Below are 3,024 nucleotides of genomic sequence, written 5' to 3' on the forward strand. Positions count from 1 at the left end.
ACTTCCGTAACCGAGAATCTGCTGTTTGCCAGTGGAGCAACGGAAAAGTGCGGCCGTGTGGATAATGGTGACACCATAACGGACTCTATGGATATAGAGAAACGTAGAGGAATTACTGTCCGGGCTTCTACGACATCTATTATCTGGAATGGAGTGAAATGCAATATCATTGACACTCCGGGACACATGGATTTTATTGCGGAAGTGGAGCGGACATTCAAAATGCTTGATGGAGCAGTCCTCATCTTATCCGCAAAGGAAGGCATACAAGCGCAGACAAAGTTGCTGTTCAACACTTTACAAAAGCTGCAAATCCCGACAATTATATTTATCAATAAGATTGACCGTGCCGGTGTGAATTTGGAGCGTTTGTATATGGATATAAAAACAAATCTGTCGCAAGATGTCCTGTTTATGCAAACTGTTGTCGATGGATCGGTTTATCCGGTTTGCTCCCAAACATATATAAAGGAAGAATACAAAGAATTTGTATGCAACCATGACGACGATATATTAGAACGATATTTGGCGGATAGCGAAATTTCACCGGCTGATTATTGGAATACGATAATCGCTCTTGTGGCAAAAGCCAAAGTCTATCCGGTACTACATGGATCAGCAATGTTCAATATCGGTATCAATGAGTTGTTGGACGCCATCTCTTCTTTTATACTTCCTCCGGCATCAGTCTCAAACAGACTGTCAGCTTATCTCTATAAGATAGAGCATGACCCCAAAGGACATAAAAGAAGTTTTCTAAAAATAATTGACGGAAGTCTGAGACTTCGAGACGTTGTAAGAATCAATGATTCGGAAAAATTCATCAAGATTAAAAATCTGAAAACTATTTATCAGGGCAGAGAGATAAATGTTGATGAAGTGGGTGCCAACGATATTGCGATTGTAGAGGATATGGAAGATTTTCGAATCGGAGATTATTTAGGTGCTGAACCTTGTTTGATTCAAGGGTTATCTCATCAAAATCCCGCTCTCAAATCCTCCGTCCGACCGGACAAGCCCGAAGAGAGAAGCAAGGTGATATCCGCTCTGAATACATTGTGGATTGAAGACCCGTCTTTGTCCTTTTCCATAAACTCATATAGCGATGAATTGGAAATCTCGCTATATGGTTTGACCCAAAAGGAAATCATACAGACATTGCTGGAAGAACGGTTTTCCGTCAAGGTCCATTTTGATGAGGTCAAGACTATCTACAAAGAACGACCTGTAAAAAAGGTCAATAAGATTATTCAGATAGAAGTGCCACCCAACCCTTACTGGGCCACAATAGGGCTGACTCTTGAACCCTTACCGTTAGGGGCAGGGTTGCAAATAGAAAGTGACATCTCCTATGGTTATCTGAATCATTCTTTTCAAAATGCTGTTTTTGAAGGGATTCGTATGTCGTGCCAATCGGGGTTACATGGATGGGAAGTGACAGATCTGAAAGTAACTTTCACTCAAGCCGAGTATTATAGCCCGGTGAGCACACCTGCTGATTTCAGACAGCTGACCCCTTATGTCTTCAGGCTGGCTTTGCAACAGTCAGGTGTGGACATTCTCGAACCGATGCTCTGTTTTGAGTTGCAGATACCTCAGGTGGCGAGTTCCAAAGCTATTACAGATTTGCAAAAAATGATGTCTGAGATTGAAGACATCAGTTGTAATAATGAGTGGTGTCATATTAAAGGGAAAGTTCCATTAAATACAAGTAAAGACTATGCCTCAGAAGTAAGTTCGTACACTAAGGGCTTAGGCATTTTTATGGTTAAGCCATGTGGGTATCAAATAACAAAAGACGGTTATTCTGATAATATCCGCATGAACGAAAAAGATAAACTTTTATTCATGTTCCAAAAATCAATGTCATTAAAATAATGGAGCGGTCAGGAAATTTCTATAAGGCAATACGGTTGGGATATATACTTATCTCCATTCTTATCGGATGTATGGCATATAATAGCCTCTATGAATGGCAGGAGATAGAAGCATTAGAACTTGGCAATAAAAAAATAGACGAGCTCCGAAAAGAAATAAACAATATCAATATTCAAATGATAAAATTTTCTCTATTGGGTGAAACAATACTGGAATGGAACGATAAAGATATCGAGCATTACCATGCACGGCGTATGGCAATGGACAGTATGCTCTGCCGTTTCAAGGTCACCTATCCAGCAGAGCGCATCGATAGTGTGCGCAGTCTTTTAGAGGATAAGGAACGACAGATGTTCCAGATAGTCCAGTTAATGGATGAACAACAATCTATTAACAAGAAGATAGCCAATCAAATTCCGGTTATTGTGCAGAAAAGTGTGCAGGAACAGTCCAAAAAGCCAAAACGAAAAGGTTTCTTAGGCATATTCGGCAAAAAAAAGGAAGTAACTCCAGCAGTATCAACTACTATCCTTCATTCGGTCAATAGAAACGTAATCAGCGAACAGAAAGTGCAGGATCGCCAATTGTCGGAACAAGCCGACAGCCTTGCAGCTCGTAATGCAGAACTTAACAGACAACTGCAAGAATTGATTTGCCAAATAGAAGAAAAGGTACAAACCGACCTGCAAAGCCGGGAAGACGAAATAGTTGCCATGCGTGAAAAGTCATTTATGCAAGTAGGCGGTTTAATGGGATTCGTTCTTCTATTGTTGTTAATTTCCTACATCATCATACATCGTGATGCAAAAAGCATTAAACAATACAAGCACAAGACAACTGATTTGATAAGGCAACTGGAACAATCCGTACAACGGAACGAGGCACTGATAACGTCAAGGAAGAAGGCGGTGCATACTATCACCCATGAACTGCGCACACCGCTGACAGCAATAACAGGCTATGCCGAACTGATACGGAAAGAACAGTGTGAGGATAAGTCCGGGCAGTATATCCAAAACATACTGCAATCCTCCGACCGTATGCGGGATATGCTCAACACTTTGCTTGACTTCTTCCGCCTGGACAACGGCAAGGAACAGCCCCGTCTGTCACCCTGCCGGATTTCTGCAATCACGCACACACTTG

General features: G+C 41.5%; 2 protein-coding genes. Both read left to right on the top strand.

Features of this window, described 5'->3' with window-relative positions; genetic code table 11:
- A partial coding sequence (gene tet(Q), locus HMPREF9442_RS07705; RefSeq protein WP_008627130.1) for a tetracycline resistance ribosomal protection protein Tet(Q) occupies positions 1–1,878 on the top strand: 1,878 nt, incomplete at its 5' end.
- Positions 1,878–3,024, top strand: a 1,147-nt coding sequence (locus HMPREF9442_RS07710) for a sensor histidine kinase (protein WP_008627132.1), incomplete at its 3' end; no start/stop codon positions are given. The genes tet(Q) and HMPREF9442_RS07710, both read left to right, overlap by 1 nt.

It is taken from the genome of Paraprevotella xylaniphila YIT 11841 (genome assembly GCF_000205165.1).
Taxonomy (GTDB): Bacteria; Bacteroidota; Bacteroidia; order Bacteroidales; family Bacteroidaceae; genus Paraprevotella; species Paraprevotella xylaniphila.